At 73.4% G+C, this 20,597-nt stretch carries 20 protein-coding genes and 1 pseudogene; 6 read left to right on the forward strand and 15 right to left on the reverse strand.

Features of this window, described 5'->3' with window-relative positions; genetic code table 11:
* A pseudogene (locus AB0I21_RS05925) lies at positions 1–565 on the forward strand (MFS transporter); the annotation flags it as partial.
* Between the two features lie 303 nt (positions 566–868).
* Here AB0I21_RS05925 and AB0I21_RS05930 read toward each other — a convergent pair.
* Together AB0I21_RS05930 and AB0I21_RS05935 are read right to left on the reverse strand one after the other, a co-directional pair.
* On the reverse strand, positions 869–1,891 hold the full coding sequence (locus AB0I21_RS05930; protein WP_360559290.1) for a hypothetical protein: 1,023 nt from the start codon (positions 1,889–1,891) through the stop codon (positions 869–871).
* Between the two features lie 91 nt (positions 1,892–1,982).
* Positions 1,983–2,681, reverse strand: a complete 699-nt coding sequence (locus tag AB0I21_RS05935; RefSeq protein ID WP_360559291.1) for a hypothetical protein — start codon at positions 2,679–2,681, stop codon at positions 1,983–1,985.
* Between the two features lie 467 nt (positions 2,682–3,148).
* On the opposite strand from AB0I21_RS05935, the gene AB0I21_RS05940 reads away from it, so the two are divergent.
* On the forward strand, positions 3,149–3,889 hold the full coding sequence (locus AB0I21_RS05940; protein WP_360559292.1) for a hypothetical protein: 741 nt from the start codon (positions 3,149–3,151) through the stop codon (positions 3,887–3,889).
* A 126-nt stretch (positions 3,890–4,015) separates the two neighbouring features.
* On the opposite strand, the gene AB0I21_RS05945 is transcribed toward AB0I21_RS05940, so the two are convergent.
* From AB0I21_RS05945 to AB0I21_RS05960, 4 genes are all read right to left on the reverse strand, one after another.
* Positions 4,016–4,432 (reverse strand): DNA-binding protein, encoded by a 417-nt coding sequence (locus tag AB0I21_RS05945; RefSeq protein ID WP_360559293.1) that lies wholly within the window; start codon positions 4,430–4,432, stop codon positions 4,016–4,018.
* 19 nt (positions 4,433–4,451) lie between these two features.
* Positions 4,452–4,955, reverse strand: a complete 504-nt coding sequence (locus AB0I21_RS05950) for a SigE family RNA polymerase sigma factor (RefSeq protein ID WP_360559294.1) — start codon at positions 4,953–4,955, stop codon at positions 4,452–4,454.
* Between the two features lie 6 nt (positions 4,956–4,961).
* A complete protein-coding gene (locus AB0I21_RS05955; RefSeq protein ID WP_360559458.1) occupies positions 4,962–6,032 on the reverse strand; it encodes an FUSC family protein in 1,071 nt (356 codons plus the stop codon).
* A 111-nt stretch (positions 6,033–6,143) separates the two neighbouring features.
* Positions 6,144–7,019, reverse strand: coding sequence for an NAD(P)H-binding protein (locus AB0I21_RS05960; protein WP_360559295.1), 876 nt, complete (start codon positions 7,017–7,019; stop codon positions 6,144–6,146).
* Positions 7,020–7,100: 81 nt separating this feature from the next.
* On the opposite strand from AB0I21_RS05960, the gene AB0I21_RS05965 reads away from it, so the two are divergent.
* Positions 7,101–7,829 carry a TetR/AcrR family transcriptional regulator gene (locus AB0I21_RS05965; protein WP_360559296.1) on the forward strand — a complete coding sequence of 243 codons (729 nt, stop codon included), beginning with the start codon at positions 7,101–7,103 and terminating at the stop codon, positions 7,827–7,829.
* A 91-nt stretch (positions 7,830–7,920) separates the two neighbouring features.
* Here AB0I21_RS05965 and AB0I21_RS05970 read toward each other — a convergent pair whose 3' ends face one another.
* The gene (locus AB0I21_RS05970) at positions 7,921–8,595 is read right to left on the reverse strand and encodes an alpha/beta fold hydrolase (protein ID WP_360559297.1); all 675 of its coding nucleotides are present in this window, start codon (positions 8,593–8,595) and stop codon (positions 7,921–7,923) included.
* A gap of 58 nt (positions 8,596–8,653) precedes the next feature.
* Between AB0I21_RS05970 and AB0I21_RS05975 the strand changes: the two genes are divergently transcribed.
* A complete protein-coding gene (locus tag AB0I21_RS05975; RefSeq protein WP_360559298.1) occupies positions 8,654–9,043 on the forward strand; it encodes a helix-turn-helix domain-containing protein in 390 nt (129 codons plus the stop codon).
* Positions 9,044–9,263: 220 nt separating this feature from the next.
* Here AB0I21_RS05975 and AB0I21_RS05980 read toward each other — a convergent pair whose 3' ends face one another.
* On the reverse strand, positions 9,264–9,887 hold the full coding sequence (locus AB0I21_RS05980) for a TetR/AcrR family transcriptional regulator (protein WP_360559299.1): 624 nt from the start codon (positions 9,885–9,887) through the stop codon (positions 9,264–9,266).
* Between the two features lie 107 nt (positions 9,888–9,994).
* A complete protein-coding gene (gene paaZ, locus AB0I21_RS05985) occupies positions 9,995–12,019 on the reverse strand; it encodes a phenylacetic acid degradation bifunctional protein PaaZ (protein ID WP_360559300.1) in 2,025 nt (674 codons plus the stop codon).
* Between the two features lie 216 nt (positions 12,020–12,235).
* Between paaZ and AB0I21_RS05990 the strand changes: the two genes are divergently transcribed.
* A complete protein-coding gene (locus tag AB0I21_RS05990; protein ID WP_360559301.1) occupies positions 12,236–13,711 on the forward strand; it encodes a glycoside hydrolase family 43 protein in 1,476 nt (491 codons plus the stop codon).
* Here AB0I21_RS05990 and AB0I21_RS05995 read toward each other — a convergent pair.
* Positions 13,706–14,785: an NADH:flavin oxidoreductase/NADH oxidase gene (locus AB0I21_RS05995; protein WP_360559302.1), complete on the reverse strand. Its 1,080-nt coding sequence runs from the start codon at positions 14,783–14,785 to the stop codon at positions 13,706–13,708. The two genes, AB0I21_RS05990 and AB0I21_RS05995, sit on opposite strands and share 6 nt — an antisense overlap.
* Positions 14,786–14,931: 146 nt before the next feature.
* Between AB0I21_RS05995 and AB0I21_RS06000 the strand changes: the two genes are divergently transcribed.
* Positions 14,932–16,539 carry a methyl-accepting chemotaxis protein gene (locus AB0I21_RS06000; protein ID WP_360559303.1) on the forward strand — a complete coding sequence of 536 codons (1,608 nt, stop codon included), beginning with the start codon at positions 14,932–14,934 and terminating at the stop codon, positions 16,537–16,539.
* Here the strand turns inward: AB0I21_RS06000 and AB0I21_RS06005 are convergent.
* The 5 genes from AB0I21_RS06005 to AB0I21_RS06025 are packed head-to-tail and all read right to left on the reverse strand — an operon-like array spanning position 16,529 to position 20,559.
* The gene (locus AB0I21_RS06005) at positions 16,529–17,173 is read right to left on the reverse strand and encodes a hypothetical protein (RefSeq protein ID WP_360559304.1); all 645 of its coding nucleotides are present in this window, start codon (positions 17,171–17,173) and stop codon (positions 16,529–16,531) included. The two genes, AB0I21_RS06000 and AB0I21_RS06005, sit on opposite strands and share 11 nt — an antisense overlap.
* Positions 17,170–18,570 (reverse strand): hypothetical protein, encoded by a 1,401-nt coding sequence (locus AB0I21_RS06010; protein WP_360559305.1) that lies wholly within the window; start codon positions 18,568–18,570, stop codon positions 17,170–17,172. The genes AB0I21_RS06005 and AB0I21_RS06010 overlap by 4 nt, the downstream gene beginning before the upstream one ends.
* Positions 18,567–19,343, reverse strand: a complete 777-nt coding sequence (locus tag AB0I21_RS06015; RefSeq protein WP_360559306.1) for an ATP-binding cassette domain-containing protein — start codon at positions 19,341–19,343, stop codon at positions 18,567–18,569. The genes AB0I21_RS06010 and AB0I21_RS06015 overlap by 4 nt, the downstream gene beginning before the upstream one ends.
* The gene (locus AB0I21_RS06020; protein ID WP_360559307.1) at positions 19,340–20,029 is read right to left on the reverse strand and encodes a hypothetical protein; all 690 of its coding nucleotides are present in this window, start codon (positions 20,027–20,029) and stop codon (positions 19,340–19,342) included. The genes AB0I21_RS06015 and AB0I21_RS06020 overlap by 4 nt, the downstream gene beginning before the upstream one ends.
* Positions 20,026–20,559: an RNA polymerase sigma factor gene (locus tag AB0I21_RS06025; RefSeq protein WP_360559308.1), complete on the reverse strand. Its 534-nt coding sequence runs from the start codon at positions 20,557–20,559 to the stop codon at positions 20,026–20,028. The genes AB0I21_RS06020 and AB0I21_RS06025 overlap by 4 nt, the downstream gene beginning before the upstream one ends.
* Positions 20,560–20,597: the final 38 nt, after the last annotated feature.

Below are 20,597 nucleotides of genomic sequence, written 5' to 3' on the forward strand. Positions count from 1 at the left end.
GGCCGCCCTCGGCGCGCTGGCCATGGTGCTGTGGGGCGGCGCCGAACGCCGCGCCACCGGCATGGTCGGCTTCGTCATCGGGGTCGGCCTCGGCGCCGCACTCGTCGGGCTACGGCCATCGACGGCGCTCGCGGCAGCAGGCAGCCTCATCTGGTACGCCTCGCTCACCATCCTCAACGCCCACTGGCTCGCGATCATCCAGGTCAAGGTCGGCCTCGAACTGCAGGGCCGGGTCCTCGCCACGAACCAGATGCTGGCCGTGGCGATGACACCGGTCGCGTTCCTGACTGCGCCGCCGTTCACGGAGGCGGTCGCGCCGCTGCTGCGGCCCGGTGGCGCGCTCGCGGACACCGTCGGGCGGGTCGTGGGCGTGGGGGACGCCCGCGGCACGGGCCTGATCCTGCTGGCCTGCGGCGTGCTGCTGGTGATCTGGGGCGCGCTGGGCCTGGCCTACCGTCCCCTGCACCGCATGGAGGACGACCTGCCGGACGCCGCAGCGGGCGCCGAGATCCCCGACTCGCTGGACGAGGTCCAGGCCCAGGCCGACGAACAGGCGCGCGTGTAGTCCGACGCACCGGGCGGCCGCGCCGTTTCTCGACGCGGCCGCCCACGAACAGCACGTGATCGGGGGCCAGGCTGACCTCGCGGCAGCACCAGCGATTTGCCGAGGGTTCCGGCCTGGCCGGCCCGATCGGGCACGAAAAGACCACCAGCTCGAAGTGCCGCAGCCAACCCGGTGTCGCCGCACTCGAGGGCGCCGAGGGTCAGGGCGGTGTCGCAGCGGTCGTCGGCCTTCCAGCTCCACCGGAGCGGAGCACCTTCCTGCTGATGAAGAGGAGCACGATCAGTTGCTGGTGTGCGGCCAGCCCTACCGACGCTCTGCCCAGCCGGCCCACGCTGCGAGCCATTCCTCGTGGGCGGTGTGGTGAGCCTGCGGGTCCTGCTCGGCGTCGTCCCGCAGCCGGCGCCAGGCGAGGTGAGCGGGACGGCTGGGCACGGCGTCGCTCAGTCCGGTGCCGTGCAGTAGGGCCTCGCCGATCGCCCGCTCCTGCAGCGCCCGGTCCTCCCGGAACCAGGCCGCGTTGCGGTACAGGTTGGCCAGCTCGTCCACGATGCCGCGCACCGACTCCTCGGCGGCCGGCTCCGACTCGCCGGTCAGCTCCGTGTGGCGTCGTACGGCGGCGCGCCACAGCGTCCCCCAGTGCCACGGCAGGTCGGGCAGCACGCCACCGTCGGCGAGCCACTCGGTGTGTTCCGCCGTGGCCGCGAGGACCATGTCGACGAGCGCACGGTGCGGCTCTCGCCGCGGACCGTCCAGGACCGGCTCGCCGGCCGCCCCTGGTCCGCCCACCGCCTCAGGCTCCCGTTCGCTGCCGCGCAGAGCCGGCGGCTGGCGTCGAGCCAGCATCGCGGCCACGTCGGGGACGGTCTCCACGGCGATGACGTCCGGGTGCCAGTCCTGGGCGCCGACACTGATCTCCAGGTCACCCAGCCGGCAGCGGGCGGCCCACCACCGCTGCCCGGCCCGGATGATCCGGGCCGCGACCGGCGCGCCGTCGACGACCACCGTGGCGTCGCCTTCGGTCCAGTCCTGGGTGGAGAACCGCTCACCCGCCTGGCGCAACTGATGCTCCACCATCGACCGCAGCGGCCGGTGCCCGAACCGTCGCGCGGTGTCCACCACGACCCGGACGTTGCCGGCGTCGTGGACGACCTCCACGCCCAGCACCACGCCGTCGCCCCGGTGCAGCCCGCCGAGCTGCGGCTCGGCGGGCCGGGTCGCCTCGGACACCGCGACCACCCCGAGGTCGCTGCCCTCGAGCGCCTGCCGGATCCGTTCAGTCTGGGCTGCGTGCAGGTCGCTGGCCTTGCGGAATTCGTCAAAACGCATCGCCCACACCTCCCTCCGTGCCGCCTTTATTCTGCCATCGCGGCGCGATCCGGGCACCGACGTCCAGCAGTGCCCGGATCGCACTATCGCATCAATAGATGTTTGTCGAAGTTTTAGGTCCGTAGGAATAACAGACCCAGGCCTCGGAGGTGATGATGAAGCTGCCGTATGTGACCTGCGCCGTGGCCGGCCCAACCGTCAGGTGTACGTCGACGCCGTACATCGTCCACGAGAACGAGCCGGTGAAGCCGTCGTACTCATCGAAGTAGGGCGCCGAGCGGCCGCCCCTGTCCTTGATCTCGATGGTCCAGTGGACGTCCCACGGCGTGCCTGCCTCCGGATGCAGCCGTACGCCTGACGTCAGGACCGCCCAGGCGTAACCGGTCGGGCTGAGATTGACCCACGACGTGCCGCACTCGCCGGTGATCTCGGCGTAGTTCGTGCCCGGGGCGCCCGCCGACTTCGCCGGCAACACGCCCTTCGTGGGCCGGTAGGTGCCCGCCCGGGCCGCGGCGGCCTTCGCGGCCGGCACTGCTGCCTGCGCCCCGTCTGGCAACGTCACGATCTCCAGGCCGTTGGCCTTGGCGGCTGCTTCGTCGAAGCCGACCAGCTTCATCGTCGTCTCGCCCGGCGTCGATGCGCTCGGCGACTGTGCCGGCGACCCGCCGGGAGCCGCAACTGCCGCAGCCGGCGCCAGCAGCGAACCCCCGATCAGTGCCAGCGCGGCCATGCTGGCCGTGAGTAGATTCTTTGCCGTTGCCGCCTTTCGGGCAGCATGGGGCAACGCCATCTTGCCTCCCCGTGAGTGATGATTGAGCCTCCAACCTATTCGATCGATCATGTAATTTATAGATTTACATTACTGAATGATTATATGTGACTACTCAAATGTTGCGCCGCAGCACAAGAAGCCTGGACGGGTTCATTGCGTAGTCGGGGGGTAGCGTTTGGTTGCTGTGTCGATGAGATCGTGTAGGCGGCGGTTGGTGCGTCTGGTGGCTCGGGCGATGTCGGGTTCGTCGTTGCTGTGGATAGACCTGATCGCAGGGTTGTGCAGGGGTCCCGCCTTATGTCTATACGCACCAAAGAATACACTTGTGCCGATGTGCTGGTCGCCGCGGGCGGACTCGGTACGGCGGTGCGGTCGGCTTTCAGGGCGTGTCCAGCGAAGAACGTCTCGGTGAGTAGCGCATGGGTCGATGCGCCCGTCGCGGCGCTGGCCGTGCCGGGCCGAGCCGTCTGATAGAAACTATGTTCGTGGATGAAGAACAGGTGCCCGGCGGGCAGGACCACGTCACCGAACGGCTCCCGTCCGGCGTGCCGCACCGCCCGGTTCGGGCGATCGGCATCTTCACCGGATCGCCGGCGGACGACGTCGCCGAAGAGTTCCACAGCCGGCGTCGTACGCGGCTCGCCCTCACCCTGTCGACCGCCGCGGCGGTGATCCTCGGGTCGTTCCTGCTGGCGCACGACGCCGGGCCGATCGAACTGCCGAGCTCCGCGGGACGCGAACCGGGTGCGGCCGGCGCCGCGCAGCCGGACGGGACGGAACCTGCGGTCGAGTTCGGCACCAGCCCGTCCCCGGGTACCGGAAGCGATCCGTCGGCGGGCAACGGCCGAACCGAGTCGGGCGGCTCGGCCGGACGCCCGGGCAACGCCACGGACGGCGATGGACACACCGACCCGGGGCCGGCCGTCACCACCGCCCCGCCGACGGCCGGCGCGCCGGCCACCACGGCGCCGGTGACGAGCGCCAACCCCGAAGCGACGCCGGCGCTGGTCGCCGTCAGCCTGTCGACCCTCGGCGGGGTTGTGGTCGCCGGCTGCGCCGACGGGAAGGTGCGCGTCCTCGACGTCCGGCCCGCCCCGGGCGCGAAGGTCGCAAACGTGGACGGCGGCGCCCGTGACACGGCGCGCGTGGAGATCGACCTGCTGGCCGCCAAGCTCCGCCTCAACGTGCGCTGCGTCGCCGGTCTGCCGGTCGCCACCCCGGTCTGAAGCCGAGCCGTCCCGGCTGGTGCTGCGACCGCGAGCGTTGGCCGGGTCGGACATGCCGGTTGACGTTCCCGGGTCCGGGCTGTCGGGATGGCAGCTCTCTACGGGCGCGCCGGCTCGAGCCGCCGATCATGTCGTCGGGTCGCTCCGGGCCTCCAGTCGCTCGTAGCGCTGCCGGGCCGCTTGCGGGGTGCCCAGGCCGAGGCTCAGCGCGATGTCCTGCCAGGTCATCGCGCGGGCGCGGGCGGTTCTGAGCAGGTAAAGCTCCGTGGCGTCCACTTCCGCCCGCACCTCGGGTAGCAGGGTCAGTGCCGCGACCAGGTCGGACCTGTCCAGCGGGGGCTCGCCTGGGGCCGGCGGGATCGACCCGGCGGCCATCGCCGCGGCGACGCGGACCACCTCGTGCGGGGCGGCGACGTCCGCGTGGGTATGCCGCGAGCGCAGCTCGGGCGATGCGGCGTGGCGCTCGGTGAGGTGGGCCAGCGCGGCGTACACCCGCTCCGCGCGCCGTGCCTCGGGGTCGGGGAAGGTCAGCATCTCCGTCATACCTTCGGAGCATGCCAGCTCAACGATCTGTTTTCAACAGATTATTCAAATTCAGCGTGTCGGCGATCTCCGCCTCGGTCATGCCCTCGTAGTAGCGCAGCACCAGCACGGCGCGCTGCTTGGCCGGCAGCCCCCGCAGGTGCTGCCACATCGCCTCCTGCTCGATGCGCGCCGCGATCTCGTCCGAGCCGCTGCGCTCGGGCAGCGCGTCGACCGGTCGCTCCCGGTACGGCCGGCTGTGCCACCTCGACTTCGCGGTGTTCACCATCGCGCGCCGCACGTAGCCCTCGGCCGCGGCCGGATCTCTGATGCGCCGCCACCGCTGGCACGCCTTGAGCGGCGTGACCTGCAGCAGGTCCTCCGCCTTGCTGCGGTCGCCGACGAGCAGGTACGCGCTGCGCAACAGGGCGGGCGACCGCGCCGTCACGAACGCCCGGAACGCGTCCTCCGCCGAATCGTCCGTCAACCCTCCACGCACCACTGCCTGACAACATCGGATGGAAGGACGCAACTTCGCGCCCACCGGTTGTCATCCGCGGCGGACGGTTCCAGCCGAGTCGGAGCGCCGCTGGAGGCGGCGACCTCTGGAAGCTCGCCGGCCCGGGTTCAGGCGGTGCCACGGTTGGCACAGGACGATCGCGCCGCCGATGAGGCCGCCGATCACCGTCTCGACCCCCCGGTCGAAGAGGAGCTGCCCGGCCGGGCGGGGCACCGCCAGCTGCCCCATCAGCAGCGCCATCGGGGTGATGCACAGCAGCGCCAGCCCGTAGTGCCGTCCGACCAGCAGCTCCGTGACGATCTGCAGCGCCGCCACGACCAGCACGGTCGCGTACGGCGGAAGGTGCAGCGCGAGCAGCGCCGCGCTGGGCAGCAGCCCGAGCAGCGTGCCGAGGACCCGGTGCGCGGCGCGGGCCAGTTGGGCGGTGCGGCCGGGGGCGCTGAGCGGAGCGACGGCCGCCACGGTCGCCCAGTACGGGTGGCCGATCCCGATCCCGGTCGCCAGGCCGCCCGCCAGCACCACGGCGAGGGCGTAGCGCACCGGCTCCCACGTCCACACGTGCGCCAGCCGGGCCGGTCGGCTCCGCTGCCGGCGGACGAGGCTGCCCACGTTCCCGACCAGCAGCGCGAACAGGCTGCTGGCCCCGGTCACGGCGGCGGCGACCGCGACGTCCGACACGTGGTGCGGGGCCGAGGCGACCGTACCGAACGCGAAGACCAGGAAGAGCGGCCCCGGCGGGTGCCAGTCCTGCGCGGCGGCGAGCACGGCGCCCAGCGCCGCGACGAGCGCGGCGACCGGCACCGCGACCCACGCCCGCGATTCCAGCGAGCCGACGAGCACGCCGAGGACGACCGACGCCGTCAGCGCCGCTGCGGCGCTCGCCTGCATCGCGGCGCGGGACAGGTGCACGTGGTTGCGCCCGTACAGCGAGGTGAACGCCCCGAAGGCGGCGTAGGCCGTCCAGCCCGGGTGGCCCAGCGCCAGCACGGTGAGCAGGGGGACCAGGACGCTGACGCCGGCCCTCAGCGCGGCCCGGTGGGTGCCTCGCATCGGGCGGATGTGGAGCAGGTCCGTGAGCATCGTCCGTGCCTGCTCACCCATCCTCTTCACCCGTCTTGTCCTTATTTGCGATGGTCGCCCATCCTTCATACCGCGCCGGTCAGCTCCGGCCGGGGCAGGGGCGGAAACCGGAGTCCGGGTGTGGCCGCCGGGTCATCGAGCTGCGAGCTGCGCCGCGGTCATCGTGGCGAGGACCGCGCCGGCCGGGACGGCGGGCCGCCCGATGACGGTCTCCAGGGTCGGGTCGGTGACGGCGAACTCGCCCCGGCGGGCGGCGCGGAACATGCCGAGGGTGAAGTCGGCGGCCTGCGGTGGCATGCCGCGCTCGACCGCCGCGGTCTTCCACGCCTCGTCGTCCACGACGACCCGTTCGATGGTGCGCCCCGTGAGGTCGCTGAGCATGCCGGCGACGGCCTCGAAGTCGAGTGCCTGGGGCGCGGTCAGCGGTGCGGTGACGCCGTCGAGGGTGACGTTGCCTGCCAGTACCGCCGCAGCCACCTCCGCCAGGTCGGCGTGGTCGGTCCAGGAGACCGGGCCGTCCTGAGGCGCGACGAGCCGGCCGGTCTCCAGGGCGGCGCCGAGGTGGTGGCCGAGCGTGCTGGCGTAGAACCCGTTGCGCAGGGCGGTGAATGCGACGCCCTGCCGGGTGAGGTGCTCTTCGGTCAAGGCGTGGGTGAGCTGCGGTGCGAAGAGTGAGTCCTTCGCCGCTGCTTGATGGCTCGTGTACAGGATGCGCTGCGCTCCCGCTGCGCGTGCGGCGTCGATGGCGGCGATGTTGGCCGCGACCGCACCGGCGCCGCGGATCGAGGCGGAGATGACCAGCACCTGGCGGGCGCCCTCGAACGCGTGCCGGAGGGTGCCGGGGTCGGTGAAGTCGCCGACCCGGACGCGGACGCCGCGTTCGGCGAGCGCGGCGGCCTTGCCGGCGTCGCGGACGCTGACGCCCACGGTGTCGGCGGGGACCAGTTCCAGCAGCCGGGTGACGATGCGGGATCCGAGGTTGCCGGTGGCTCCGGTGACGATGATCATGTCGCTCCTTGTTTCCGTTGGTATCGGTACGACGTTATCAGCGATTTTCCAACGGAAACAAGTTCCTGTTATCCTCGATACATGGAGCAGACGCAGGTCGCCGGGGTTCGCGACGAGAGCCGTTCCGCCGTCCTCGACGCGGCCGCACGGCTGCTGGCCGAGCACGGCGCCCGCGGCGTGACGACCCGGGCGGTGGCCCAGGCCGCCGGCATGCAGGCGCCGGCCATCTACCGGCTGTTCGGCGACAAGGACGGCCTCATCGATGCCCTCGCCGAGCACGTCATGGCCACCTATGTCGCCGGCAAGTCGGTCTCGGCGGCCCAACCCAGCGGCGACCCCGTGGCCGACCTGCGCGCCGGATGGCAGCTGCACGTCGAGTTCGGACTGGCCAACCCGGAGCTGTACGCACTGCTCAACACCCCCGGCCGCGGCGCGCCCTCCCCGGCGACGACCGCCGGCATCGAGGTCCTGCGCACGCTGGTCCGGCGGCTCGCCGCCGCGGGCCGCCTGCGCGTCGACGAGCGACGGGCCGTGGCCATGATCCACGCTGCCGGCACCGGCACCGTCCTGGCCCTGCTGGGCATGCCCGCGGCACTGCGGGACCCCGGCCTGGCGGACGTGATGTTCGACGCCGTCGCCGACCGGATCCTCACGGCCGCACCTGCGGCGCCGGACGCCACCACGACCACGGTCACGGTCACGTTCGCCGCCCTGGTGCCCGAGGTGCCCGCGCTCACCGACGCCGAACGGGCCCTGATGATGGAGTGGCTCAACCGTTCACTCGACCAGGCGCAGCGCCCGCGAGACTGAGACCTGCGACCGCGAACGGTGCCGCCGCGCTGCGAGCGCGAAGCCGATGCTGCCGTGGCTTCGGCAGGTATGGCGGGACCGGGTTGACTCCTCAGTGCGCTTTGAGGAGGAGTTCGGTGAGCTCGAAGGGCATGGTGATCATGCAGTCGTGGCCGGTGGGCAGCTCCCACACCTCGTCCTGCGGGGGGACGGGGCGCCGCGGTGGAGCGTCGGTGGTGCAGTGGATGTGGGTGCGTGGGATCGCGTGCGCGGCTGGATTGTCGAAGGCGACCGGCTGTTGCAGGCAGCGGACCGGTTGGTCGGACAGCATCGTGTCCAGCCAGGCGAGGTCGGCCGGTTCCGTGACGCCGAAGGAGCGGGACATCGGTGGCACACGCCATGGGGTGTCGGTCTGTGCCGCCCGGTCGATGAGGTGTTGGGTGGCCGGCATCACGTCGACGGCGCTTTCGCCGTCGTGGGGAACCATGGCGTCGAGGAAGACGAGGCGGGCGATCTTGTCCGGTGCGCGGTTCGCCGTTCCGGTGATGACCATGCCGGCGTAGCTGTGGCCGACGAGGACGACGTCGTCCTCGTCGTCGAGCAGCCGCACGACGTCGTCGATGTGGGTGTCGAGTCCGACCTCGGGGCTGAGGAGATGGATGCGGTCGCCGTAGCCGGTCAGGGTCGGTGCGAGCACCCGGTGGCCGGCGGCGCTCAGCAGCGGCACGACGCGGTCCCAGGCCGCCCCGCTGTGCCACGCGCCATGGATGAGGACGTAAGTGGACATGCCTATCCTTCGCTGTGAGGGTGTTTCTTGGGAGCTCCCTCATGCTCTGACGGATGTCATGCAGCGGCAATCAGGCACATTCCGGTGCCTCGGTTCTCTGGAGGTAACCATGCGCAGCGGATGCCGACCGCTGATCGAGGACAAGTGGTCACTGCACGTCATCTCGATGCTGGACGCGGGGCCGAGACGGTTCAGCGAGCTCAAGCGCGGCCTGGACGGCGTCAGCCAGCGGATGTTGACCGTCACCCTGCGCAATCTTGAACGCGACGGCATCCTCGTCCGTACCGTGCTCGAGGTCATGCCCCCGCACGTCGAGTACCGGCTCACCGAGATGGGCGTCACCCTCCACGAAGCGGTCAAGCCGATGATCGCCTGGGGTAGGGAGAACGTGGCCGAAGTGGAACGATCCCGTGCGGCCTACGACACCCGGACCGTCGCGGAACGGTGAACGGGCTGCGCTACCGGCCTGCCCGCTGCGGGCCAGCGCGTCGCACAGCGGGTCCACGACGATGTCCTGCTGCAGGCGGCTCCCGCTGACCAGGGTCACCGCCGCGACGACACAGCCGAGGTGCCGGGCGGCCACGTCAGATGCGACGGCTGGGGCATGGTCAGTGCGGTGGCGGCCAGGTTGCGGGGCTCGCCCATGTAGGAGATCGCGGGAGCGCGGCTCAGGGGGTGGGTTGGGTGGAGAGGCCGTGCAGGGTGAGGGTGACGACGGCGGAAGCGATGTCGGGGGAAGGGCGGGAGGGGTCGGGGCGGTACCACTCGGTGATGGAGTTGACCATGCCGAAGAGGAGGCGGGTGGCGAGGCGGGGGTCGATGTCGGCGCGGATCTCGCCGGCGTCGGCGGCGGCGCGGACCATGGCGGCGACGCGGGTGTCGAGGTCGCGGCGGCGGTGGAGGGCGTCGCGTTCGACGGTGGTGTTGCCGCGGACGCGGAGCAGGAGGGTGACGTACGGCAGCTCGGCCAGGAGGACCTCGGCGGTGCGGCGCAGCACGTGTTCGAGGCGCTGCGCCGGGCGGCCGGAGAGCGCGGCGGGTTCGGCGAGCACCGCGGTGAGGGCGTCGAGGGCGCGGCCGACGCCGAGGCCGAGCAGCTCCTCCTTGCCGGTGAAGTGGTGGTAGAAGGACGACTTGTTCAGGCCGGTCGCGCGGGCGAGGTCCTCCATGGAGGTGGCCTCGTAGCCGCGCTCGTTGAAGACCGTGACGACCTTCGCGATCAGTTCGTCGCGGCTGTACCGGGGAGGGCGGCCGCGGCCGGGGCGCTGCCCGAGCTCGACGGCGTCGCTCATGCCGCCACCACCGCAGCGCTACGGCGTCGACCTGAGCGGCCCGAGACGCGAAACTGGCCGCTCATGCCGCCGCCCCCCCACTGCGCCGCTGCGTCGGCCCGGGACGCTCACCCGGCCGGCTTCGCGACCAGGGTGAGGACGTCGTACTTCGCCACGGACTCGCCGTCCTGGCGGGTGACGTCGGCGTCCCAGCGGACCTCGCCGTAGTCGGCGGACTCGCGCGGGGTGATCTGCTTGCAGGTCAGGGTCACGGTGAGCTCGTCGCCGAACTTGACGGGGGACAGGAAGCGCAGCGAGTCGACGCCGAAGTTGGCCAGGACGGGGCCCGGGTCGGGGTCGACGAAGAGGCCGGCGGCGAGGCTGACGACGAGGTAGCCGTGCGCGACCCGCTCGCCGAAGAGCGGGTTGGCGGCGGCGGCCTCGGCGTCCATGTGGGCGTAGAACGTGTCGCCGGTGAACTCGGCGAAGTGCTCGACGTCCTCCTGCGTGACGCGGCGCGGGCCGGCGACGACGGTGTCGCCGGGGCGCAGCTGGGCGAGGTTCTTGCGGAACGGGTGGACGTCGTCGACGTGCCGCTGCGCGCCGGCGACCCAGCGGCCGGTGACCGCGGCGAGCGTGTCCGGGTCGGCCTGGACGGCGGTGCGCTGCATGTGGTGCAGGACGCCGCGGATGCCGCCCATCTCCTCGCCGCCGCCGGCGCGGCCGGGGCCGCCGTGGACGAGCATCGGCAGCGGCGAGCCGTGGCCGGTGGACTCCTTGGCGTCGCGGTCGTTGAGGATCAGCAGCCGGCCGTGCCAGGGGGCGACGCCGAGGACGACGTCGCGGGCGAACGCGGTGTCGGCGGTGACGACCGAGCCGGCGAGGCTGCCCTGGCCGCGGGCGGCGTACTCGACGAGCTGGTCGGTGGTGTCGTAGGCCATGACGGTGGCGACGGGGCCGAACGCCTCGACCTCGTGCGGCTCGGCCCGGTCCGGGTCGCCGACGAGCAGGATCGGGGACAGGAACGCGCCGCGCCGCGGGTCGGCGTCGAGCACGTCGACCTTCTCCGGGTCGCCGTAGACGATCCGGCCGGCGCCGGTGAGGGCACCGACGCTGCGCCGGACCTCGTCGCGCTGGTCAAGGCTGGCGAGGGCGCCCATCCGTACACCCTCCGCGGCCGGATTGCCGACGACGGTCTTCGCGAGCCGGGCGGTCGCCGCCTCGACCACGGCCTCGACCAGCCCTGACGGCACGAAGGCCCGCCGGATCGCGGTGCACTTCTGGCCGGCCTTCACGGTCATCTCGGCGACGAGCGCCTTGACGAACAGGTCGAACTCGGGCGTGCCGGGGCCGGCGTCGGGGCCGAGCGCCGACAGGTTGAGCGAGTCGGCCTCGGCGTTGAACCGCACCGCGTTGCGGACCAGCGCGGAGTGGGTGCGCAGCAGCTGCGCGGTCGACGCGGAGCCGGTGAAGGAGACGAGGTCCTGGCCGGTGAGGTGGTCGAACGTGTCGCCGAGGCCGCCGGCGACGAACTGCAGGGCGCCGGCGGGCAGGAGGCCGGACTCGACGATGACCTCGATGAGCTCGGCGGTGAGGAACGCGGTCGGCGTCGCCGGCTTGACGATGGTGGGGACGCCGGCCAGGAACGCCGGCGCGAACTTCTCCAGCGGGCCCCAGACCGGGAAGTTGAACGCGTTGATCTGCACCGCGACGCCGTGCAGCGGCACGCAGACGTGCTGGCCGAGGAACGTCCCGCCCTTGCCGAGCGGCTCGACGGGGCCGTCGACGTACACCGTGTCGTTGGGCAGCTCGCGCTTGGCCTTGCTGGCGTACGAGAGCAGGACGCCCATGCCGCCGTCGACGTCGAACTTGGAGTCGCCGAGCGTCGCCCCGGTCCTCGCGGACACGGCGTAGAGCCGCTCCCGCTGCTCGCGGATGTGCAGGCCGAGCGCCTTGAGCAGGGCGGCGCGCTGGTGGAAGGTGAGCTCCCGCAGCGCCGGGCCGCCGGTGCGCCGGCCGTAGTCGAGCGCGGCGGCGAAGTCGACGCCGCTGGAGCTGACCCGCGCGATCTCCTCGCCGGTGACCGCGTCGTGGACGGCCTTGCCGTCGTCGTCGGCGGTGTGCCAGGCGCCGAGGACGTGGCTCCGGAGCATGGGACTGGGCATACGGCTCTCCTCGACCAACGAAAACTCGACCAACGAAACCAGCGGAAGACCAGCGGACCTGGACCAACGGAGGACCAGCGGAACTGGACCAACGGAAGACCAGCGAACCGGCCGGCGGACAAGCAACAAGAACTAACCAAACGTTCAGTCGAATAATAGACCCCCGCCCAGGCCCCGCTGTCAACGCCTTGGAAGGGTCACCGCATGACGAGCGACCTGAGCAACCCAGTCGTTGCCGGCTTCCACCCGGACCCGAGCGTCTGCCGGGCCGGCGACGACTACTACCTGGCCTGCTCCAGCTTCGAGTACTTCCCCGGCGTGCCGATCTTTCACAGCCGCGACCTGGTGCACTGGACGCAGATCGGCAACGCGCTCGACCGCCCGAGCCAGCTGCCACTGCCGCCCGGCACCCGGTCCTCCGGCGGCCTCTACGCACCCACGCTGCGCCACCACGACGGCCGGTTCTGGCTCGTCGTCACCAACGTCAGCGCCGGCGGCAACCGGCTCTACACCGCCACCGACCCGGCCGGGCCCTGGTCGGAGCCCATCGCGCTGCCGGGCGTCGCCGGCATCGACCCCGACCTCGCGTGGGACGCCGACGGCACCTGCTGGTGCACCGTCGCAGGCGTCTCGCAGGTGCGCCTCGACACCGCGACCGGGGCCGTGCTCGGCGAACCGCAGCGGATCTGGTCGGGCACGCCGGGGGCGAAGGCGCCGGAAGCGCCGCACCTGTACCGGATCGGCGACCACTGGTACCTGCTGCTGGCGGAGGGCGGCACCGAGCGCGGCCACGCCGTGTCGGTCGCGCGCGGCCCGTCGCCGTCCGGGCCGTTCGAACCGTGCCCGTTCAACCCGATCCTCACCCACCGGGGGACCGGCCACCCGATCCAGAACACCGGCCACGCCGACCTCGTGCAGGCGCCCGACGGCTCCTGGTGGATGGTGCTGCTCGGGGTGCGCCCCGGCGGCGGCTCACCCGGCTGGCACGTCCTCGGCCGGGAGACGTACCTCGCGCCGGTGCGCTGGGTCGACGGCTGGCCGGTCGCCGGTCCGCTGACCCTGGACCTGCCGGCCGTGGGCTGGCCGCTGTACCCCGCCGCCGTCGAGCCGGTCCGCGACGACTTCGACGGTCCCATGCATCCGCGGTGGGTCTCGCTGCGGCGGCCGCCGTCCACCAGCCCGGACCGGCCCGGCTGGCTGACGCTGCACGCGGCCGGCGGGTCGCTGGACGACCTGGACGTCACCCTCGTCGCCCGGCGCCAGCAGCACCTCGCGTGCCGGGCCAGGACGCTGCTCGACCCGGGTGAGGGCCGCGGCGGTCTCGTGGTCCGCCTCGACGAGGCCCACCACTACGAGATCGAGGTGTTCGCCGGTACCGCGACAATGCTGGCCCGGATCGGCCCGCTGCGCGCCGAGGTGGCGTCCTGCCCGGTGCCGGACGGACCCGTCGTCCTCGGCGTCGACGTGGCGCCCGCATCCACCGACGACCCCCGGTGCGGACCCGACGTCCTGGCGTTCGGCGTGGAGGGCGCCGACGGGACGTTCACCGCACTCGCCTCGCTCGACGGCCGCTACCTGTCGACGGAGGTCGCCGGCGGCTTCACCGGACGGGTCATCGGCATGTACTGCGCCGACGGCACCGTCCGGTTCGACTGGTTCGACTACGCCGGCGGCCTATGAGCGGGGGATCGCGACGGGGCGGCCCGCGCGGTACTGCGGCGGCCACGCGACGTCGTCGCCCAGCTCCAGCGCGGCCCGCTGCGGCCACGACGGCTCACGCAGCAGCGCGCGGCCGAGCGAGACCACATCGGCGGACTCCTCGGCGAGGATCTTCTCGGCCTGGGCGGGCTCGGTGATGAGCCCGACCGCACCCACCGGCAGGCCGGAGCGCTCGCGGACCGCCCGGGCGAACGGCACCTGGTAACCGGGGCCGGCGACGATCTGCTGGCCGGCGTGGTTGCCGCCGCTGGACACGTCGACCAGGTCGACGCCGTGCCCGGCGAGGACGGCGGCCACCTCGGCGACCTCGTCGACGGTGAGACCACCCTCGACCCAGTCGGTGGCGCTGACCCGCACGAGCAGCGGCAGCCGGTCCGGGACCGCGCCGCGGACCGCGTCGACGACCTCCAGCAGCAGCCGGGACCGGCCGGCCAGGTCGCCGCCGTAGGCGTCGGTGCGCAGGTTGGACAGCGGGGACAGGAACTCGTGCAGCAGGTAGCCGTGCGCGGCGTGGACCTCGACGACCTCGAACCCGGCGTCGACCGCGCGCCGGGCGGCCGCGGCCCAGTCCCGCACGAGCGCGCCGATCTCGCCGGTGGACAGCTCGGCGGGCGTGGCGAAGCCGTCGAACGGCACCGCGGACGGCGCGACGGTCGGCCAGCCGCCCTCGGCCGCCGGCACGCTGCCCTTGCCCCGCCACGGCGCGAACGTCGACGCCTTGCGCCCCGCGTGCGCCAGCTGGATGCCGGGCACCGAGCCCTGGCCGCGGATGAACGCGGTGATCCTGGCGTAGTCCGCGGCCTGCCCGTCGCTCCAGATGCCGGCGTCCTGCGGGGTGATCCGGCCGTCGGGGCGCACCGCGGTCGCCTCCGCGATGACCGCGCCGGCGCCGCCGCGGGCGATGCCGCCGAGGTGCACCAGGTGCCAGTCGGTGGGGTGCCCGTCGGCGGACGAGTACTGGCACATCGGTGCCGCCCAGACGCGGTTGGGGAACGTGACGCCGCGCAGGGTCACCGGAGCGAAGAGTCGGCTCATGTCGCCGCCAACACCCCGGCCGGCGCCGCGTCTTCCACCTTATGACCAAGGCAACATCACGGGCGGGCGATGATCGCGAATCACCTTCGGGCAAAGGCCGCGTTTCGTACGGTGGGGTGAGCTCACTCGTACTTCGGAGGCCCCTGGTGACTTCGCCTGCCGGTACACACAACTGGTTCACCGACCTCAGCGTCCGCGTCAAGATCCTCGCCGCGATCGGTGTCGCGGCCGTGGTCGCGCTCGCCGTCGGCATCACCGGGCTGCTGTCGCTGTCCGACACCAGCGACACGGCGCAGCGGATCTACCGCAGCAACGTCGCGAGCGTCGCCGCGGTCGGGCAGATCAAGGCATCCGCGGCGCAGGCCGGGATCGACTCGGCCAACCAGGCCATCTCCCAGAACCCGGACACGGTGAAGAAGTTCAGCGGGATGTTCGAGGACGACCTGAAGGCGTTCGACGCGGCGATGGAGGCTTACCGCAACAGCTTCCCCTCGGGCAACCCGGCGACCATCGACCACCTGGCAAGCACCTGGCAGAGCTGGGTGCAGGTGGTGAGGACCAAGCAGCTGCCCGCCGGCGCCCGCAACGACTACGTGTCGTGGCAGCAGACCCGCGACACGGAGGTCCAGCCGATCGTCGCGACCCTCTACAAGGACATCGCGGAGCTGAACGACGCGGAGCGGGCGGACGCCGCCAGGTCCGCGGCCTCGGCCCGCTCCGGCTACGAGCGCAGCCGCCGGAACTCGATCATCATGCTGGTCGTCGGGCTCGCGCTCGCGCTCGGCGTCGGGCTGGTCGTGGCGCGGGGCGTCGTGCGGTCGCTGAGCCGGGTCCAGTGGGTGTGCGAGGCGCTGTCGGCGGGCGACCTCACGCACACCACCGGGCTCCAGACCCGCGACGAGCCGGGACGGATGGGGCAGGCGCTGGACAACGCGCTGGTCCGGCTGCGGCAGACCGTGCTCACCATCGACGGCTCGGCGACGTCGCTCGCGAGCGCCGCCGAGGAGATGTCGGGCGTGACGACGCAGATCTCCACGTCGGCGGAGGAGACCTCGGTGCAGGCGCAGGCGGTGTCCGCCGCCGCCGAGGAGGTCTCCCGCAGCGTCGACACGGTGTCGGCCGGCAGCGAGGAGATGGGCGCGTCGATCCGGGAGATCTCGCAGAACGCCACCGAGGCGGCCCGCGTCGCGACCGATGCCGTGACGATCACCGAGTCGACGTCGACGACGATGAACAAGCTCGGTGCGTCGTCGGCGGAGATCGGCAACGTCGTCAAGGTGATCACGTCCATCGCCGAGCAGACCAACCTGCTCGCCCTCAACGCCACGATCGAGGCGGCCCGGGCCGGCGACGCGGGCAAGGGCTTCGCGGTCGTCGCGTCCGAGGTGAAGGACCTCGCGCAGGAGACCGCCCGGGCCACCGAGGACATCGCCCGGCGGGTCGAGGCGATCCAGGCCGACACGACCGGCGCGGTCGCCGCGATCGAGCAGATCTCGCAGGTGATCGCCCGGATCAGCGACTTCCAGACGACGATCGCGTCGGCGGTCGAGGAGCAGACGGCCACGACCGGCGAGATGAGCCGCAGCGTCGCGGAGGCCGCCGCCGGCGTCGGCGAGATCGCCGCGAACATGACCGGCGTCGCCGAGGCGTCCCGGGTCACCAGCCAGGGCGTCGCCGAGTCCCAGCAGACGACGGCCGAGCTGGCCCGGATGTCCTCGGAGCTGTCGACGCTGGTGGCGAGCTTCAGGTACTGACGTCGCGGGCGCCGCGCCACGTGAACAGGGCCGTCCCGGCGGCGAACACCAGCGCGGCGCAGACCGCACCGCCGACGTCGCCGGCCGGGCGGCCCGGCCAGATCCACGGTGTCGTCAGGGCGGGGGCGTGCCACTGCGTGTACAGGGCGTACACGCCGGCCATGGCGTAGCCGAGCGGCCCGGCCCACGCGGGGGCGCCGCCGAGCAGGACCGCGCACAGCAGGCCGACGCCGACCAGGCCGGCCAGGTCACGCACGCCCCGGAGCGTGCCGCCGGCCGCGAGCAGCGCGCCGGCCGCGACCGCGGTCAGCGCGAGCGCGGTGCCGAGGCGCAGCCACGGCAGCCGGCCGCCGGTGGCGCGCTCCGGCTCGCCGAACGGGCCGGCGGCGGCGACGGCGATCGCCGCGGCGCAGCCGGTCTCGAACAGCAGCGGCAGCTGCAGCGCCCCGTAGTCCTTCCACTGCCACAGCAGCGCGACCCGCAGCCCGGCGGCGCACGCCAGGATCACCGCGAGCGCCGCCGGCACCCGCCGCCCGACCACGTGCAGCCACACCAGCCGCGCCGCGCCACCCCCGGCACCCCGCCACCACCGCGCGGAGCCGCGCCTGGCGCGGGATTGCCCAGGCGGGGTCATGGCAGCTGCTCCACGGTGAGGGTGCCGGCGCGCAGCGCGTCCAAGTGGTCGGCGAGCCAGGCCCGTCGCGCGTCGGGCGGCAGCGCGGCGAGCCGCTGGGCCGCCGCGGCCGCGTCCGGGTCGGTCACCGATGCCGGGGTGCCGAGCAGGGCGGCGACGACCGCGTCCTGCGCCGGGGTGGCGTCGCGGGCCGCGCCGATGACCGAGGCGACGATGTCGCGGCCGGCGTCCGCCCGTACCGCCGCGGCGACCTGCTCCAGGGTCAGTGTCCGCCCCGGCAGCTGGCTCGGCAGCAGCAGCCGGTACTCCGTCGGGGTCCTGCTCCATGCCTCGCCGGCCCGCGCCACGCCGATCCCGCCGGGCCCGGACCGGTAGGTCGTGGCGGCCTGAGTGACGCGGACCGGCGCGCCGGGCAGCCCCGCCACCGCGCCGAGCACCGGTGCGAGCGCCTCCACCGCGGCCGGCAGGTACACCGCGTACGCCGGATGCAGGCACACCGGGACCGGCGTGCCCGCGCAGATCGGGGTGTAGGGCACCGGCCGGTCGTCGGCGGCGCGGTGCAGGACGGGGATCGCGACCATCCCGTGCGGGTCGATCCGCGCGGTGCCGGCCAGGGCGGCGGCGGACCCGGCGGCGAGCAGCCCGGCAGCGGTGACGGCGGCGGCGGACCGGCGCAGCCACGGCCCGCCGGACCCGGCCGGCAGGCCCACGACGCCGAGCAGCGCCGCGGTGCACCCGGCGAGGAACAGCAGCTGGGCGATCGGCAGGTCGGGCAGGTACCGGTAGAACGTCGCCACCCCCTGGTCGGCGCCGAGGTTCCAGGGGTTCGCGACCAGCGGCGAGATCTGCCAGTGCGAGCGGTCGCCGTGGATGAGCTGGACGGTGAGCTGCAGCGCGAGGAACACGCCGACGGCGGCGACGGGTGCGGTGAGCCGGCTCGGGCGCAGCGCCCCGGCGGCGAACCCGGCCGCGGCGAACGCCGGCAGGCTCGCGGCGCCGACGATCGCGGGCCACCACAGCGGCCCGCCCCACGCGCCCTGCGCGGCGGTCACGCCGTACAGGACGCCGACACACACCAGGTAGGCCAGCAGCGCCCAGCACGTGGTGGCGGCCCAGGCGACGACCTGCCGGGCCCACCGCGGCCGGGCGGTGGAGGTCAGCAGGCCGGTCATGCCGTGGCGGCCCTCCCGCGACCCGATCCACGCCGCGACCCCGACGACGCTCGGCGCGAACACCGACACGGCGGCGGTCTGCATGCTCGTCGCGCGGATGTTCCACAGCGGCGGGTACGCGACGCCGCGCCGGAACGCGACGAGCCAGAACAGCAGGCCGAGCAGCGGCAGCATCCACACCATCGCGTTGCGGCGCAGCTCCAGCCGCAGCAGCCGGGCCGTCACGGCCGAGCCTGCGCCGGGTCGGTGCCCGCCTGCGCGGCCGACGCGAGGACGGCGCTGTAGCCGCGTTCGAGGGGGGCGTCGCCGGCGGCGTCGGTGCCCTCGCCCCGCGCGGTCAGCTCGCCGGGGGTGCCCCGGAAGACCAGCTTCCCCTGCCGCAGCAGCGCCACGTCGGTGCAGGCGGCGCCGACGTCCTCGACCAGGTGCGTGCTCACGACGACGGTGCCGGTCCCGCCGAGGTCGCGCAGCAGCGCCCGGAACGCGACCCGCTGCTCCGGGTCGAGACCCGCGGTGGGCTCATCCAGCAGGATCAGGTCGGGCTCGTTGACGATCGCCTGCGCGATGCCGACCCGGCGCAGCATCCCGCCGGAGAGCGTCCGCAGCTTCGCGCGGGCCTGCCCGCCCAGGCCGACCCGTTCGACGGCGGCGGCCACCGCGCGCGGCACGGCGGCGGCCGGCATCTCCTTCAGCAGCGCGAAGTACTCGACGAACTCCACGACCGTGAACCCCGGGTAGTAGCCGAGGTGCTGCGGCAGGTAGCCGAGCCGCCGCCGGATCCGCCGGCGCTCCCGGTGGTCGCCGGGGTCCAGGCCGAGGAGCCGGATCCGGCCCGACGACGGCGGCAGTACCGTGGCGAGCATCCGCAGCAGCGAGGTCTTGCCGGCCCCGTTCGGGCCGAGCAGCCCGACGACGCCGGGGCCGGCGGTCAGCGTCACCCCGGCGACCGCCTGGGTGCGGCCCAGGCGCCGGGTCAGGTCCGTGATCTCGACGTTCATGACGCCTCTCTCGTGATCCGGGTGGCGAAGAGCGCGACGGCCGCGCAGCAGGCGGCGATCGTCAGGTACGGGACGACCAGTGCGGCCTCGGTGATTGCGGCCGTCATCCGTCCGGCGGCGACCCGCCCCGACAGGACGGTGATGACCCAGCCGGCGACGCCCGCCGCCACGCCGGCGTTCGCCGAGCGGGCGAGCGTCGCGGCGGCGAGGGCGAGGGCGCAGACCGCGGTCATCGGGACCAGCCAGCCGAACGTGACCGCCGTGGCAGTGCCCGAGGCGACCGACGCGCCGAGGCCGAGCAGCGCGTTGAGCCCGAAGACGGCGAGGGCCCGGACCAGCAGCACGAGCCGGTCGCTGACCGCCATGCTGCACGACAGCTCCCACGCCGGGTCGATGCCCGGCCCATACGCGTAGGCGATGCCGGCGGCGGCGACCGCGGGTGCGCACAGGGCGACGTACGGCGTCCCGGTCCCGCGCGTCGCCAGGACCCCGGCGGCGAGCACGACGACCGTGGCGATCACCCAGCCGAGCAGCAGCGACGGCGTGGTCACGAGGGCCCGCGCCAGCCCGGCCGAGCGCAGCAGCCGCCCGGCGAGCCGCTCCGCGGGGCCCGGCCGGCGGCGCCACACCTGCGCCGCCACGCCGACCCAGACGCGACCCAGGTCGACGTCGTCATGCCCGCTCACTGTGCCCCTCCGCCCTGCAGCGCGGCCCGCAGCAGCCGGCGGATCTGGTGCGCGCGGCTCTTCACGGTGCCCGCCGGGACACCCATCAGCTCGGCCACCTCGGCCACGGTGCGGTCCTCCTCGTACATCAGCCGCCACGTCTCGCGCTGCGGGCTGCCCTCAGGTCCGAGGGTCTCGACGGCCCCGGCCAGCTCGACCCTGGACAGCGCCGCGTCGATGGGGTCGGGCAGCTCCTCGACCTGCTCCTCGACCGTGGCGAGGACCGTCTCCGGGCGGCCGCGCCGGCGCAGCCACAGGGCGGCCTGCCGCCGGGCGATGCCCCACAGCCAGCCGCCCGCGCCCTCCCGCCGGTAGCTCCCGGCGCCCCGCCACGCGCCGAGGAACGTCTCCTGCAGCACGTCCTCGACGTCGGCGGCGGGCAGCACCGCGCGCAGCCGGGCGGCCAGCCACGGCGCGTGCCGTGAGAACAGCACCCGCAGCGCGGTGTCGTCGCCGCCGGCCATCGCGGCGATCAGCGCATCGTCGTCCATCACCTACTCTGTTGCGCCCCGGCGGCGTCAGGTTCGCC

This window comes from Dactylosporangium sp. NPDC050588 (assembly GCF_040654975.1).
GTDB lineage: Bacteria > Actinomycetota > Actinomycetes > Mycobacteriales > Micromonosporaceae > Dactylosporangium > Dactylosporangium maewongense.

Coding starts and splice junctions, on each gene's coding strand:
- AB0I21_RS05930 (WP_360559290.1), bottom strand. CDS start 1,891: ATGCGTTTTGACGAATTCCGCAAGGCCAGCGACCTGCACGCAGCCCAG.
- AB0I21_RS05935 (WP_360559291.1), bottom strand. CDS start 2,681: ATGGCGTTGCCCCATGCTGCCCGAAAGGCGGCAACGGCAAAGAATCTA.
- AB0I21_RS05945 (WP_360559293.1), bottom strand. CDS start 4,432: ATGACGGAGATGCTGACCTTCCCCGACCCCGAGGCACGGCGCGCGGAG.
- AB0I21_RS05955 (WP_360559458.1), bottom strand. CDS start 6,032: ATGGGTGAGCAGGCACGGACGATGCTCACGGACCTGCTCCACATCCGC.
- AB0I21_RS05960 (WP_360559295.1), bottom strand. CDS start 7,019: ATGATCATCGTCACCGGAGCCACCGGCAACCTCGGATCCCGCATCGTC.
- AB0I21_RS05965 (WP_360559296.1), top strand. CDS start 7,101: ATGGAGCAGACGCAGGTCGCCGGGGTTCGCGACGAGAGCCGTTCCGCC.
- AB0I21_RS05970 (WP_360559297.1), bottom strand. CDS start 8,595: ATGTCCACTTACGTCCTCATCCATGGCGCGTGGCACAGCGGGGCGGCC.
- AB0I21_RS05975 (WP_360559298.1), top strand. CDS start 8,654: ATGCAGCGGCAATCAGGCACATTCCGGTGCCTCGGTTCTCTGGAGGTA.
- AB0I21_RS05980 (WP_360559299.1), bottom strand. CDS start 9,887: ATGAGCGACGCCGTCGAGCTCGGGCAGCGCCCCGGCCGCGGCCGCCCT.
- paaZ (WP_360559300.1), bottom strand. CDS start 12,019: ATGCTCCGGAGCCACGTCCTCGGCGCCTGGCACACCGCCGACGACGAC.
- AB0I21_RS05990 (WP_360559301.1), top strand. CDS start 12,236: ATGACGAGCGACCTGAGCAACCCAGTCGTTGCCGGCTTCCACCCGGAC.
- AB0I21_RS05995 (WP_360559302.1), bottom strand. CDS start 14,785: ATGAGCCGACTCTTCGCTCCGGTGACCCTGCGCGGCGTCACGTTCCCC.
- AB0I21_RS06005 (WP_360559304.1), bottom strand. CDS start 17,173: ATGACCCCGCCTGGGCAATCCCGCGCCAGGCGCGGCTCCGCGCGGTGG.
- AB0I21_RS06015 (WP_360559306.1), bottom strand. CDS start 19,343: ATGAACGTCGAGATCACGGACCTGACCCGGCGCCTGGGCCGCACCCAG.
- AB0I21_RS06025 (WP_360559308.1), bottom strand. CDS start 20,559: ATGGACGACGATGCGCTGATCGCCGCGATGGCCGGCGGCGACGACACC.